This is a genomic window from Streptomyces sp. DH12 (assembly GCF_020873895.1).
Taxonomy (GTDB): Bacteria; Actinomycetota; Actinomycetes; order Streptomycetales; family Streptomycetaceae; genus Streptomyces.
On sequence record NZ_JAHWGT010001174.1, the window covers coordinates 1 to 440 of the forward strand.

Sequence of the window (440 nt, forward strand, 5' to 3'; positions counted from 1 at the left end):
TACGAGGGCGGCGCCAAGCTCACCACCGACGAGGAGGCCGAGCAGCACCGGGTCGTCACCGCGGCCGTCCACCGCGAGGGCGGCCGCATCGCCCTGCAGATCCTGCACTTCGGCCGGTACGCCTACCACCGGGACCTGGTCGCCCCGAGCCCGGTCCAGGCGCCCATCAGCCCCTTCCCGCCGCGCGAGCTCACCGACGCCGACGTCGAGCGGACCATCGACGACTACGTGCGCGCCGCCCGCCTCGCCCGGCAGGCCGGCTACGACGGCGTCGAGATCATGGGCTCCGAGGGCTACCTCATCAACGAGTTCATCGCCCGGCAGACCAACCACCGCACCGACCGCTGGGGCGGCTCCTACGAGAACCGGATGCGCTTCCCGGTCGAGATCGTCCGCCGCGTCCGCGAGGCGGTCGGCGACGACTTCATCCTGATCTACCG

1 pseudogene is annotated in these 440 nt (G+C 72.0%); it reads left to right on the plus strand.

The annotated features are described in order from the left end of the window. Nucleotides 1-440 (plus strand): annotated as a pseudogene (gene fadH, locus LPA54_RS39105) (NADPH-dependent 2,4-dienoyl-CoA reductase); the annotation flags it as partial.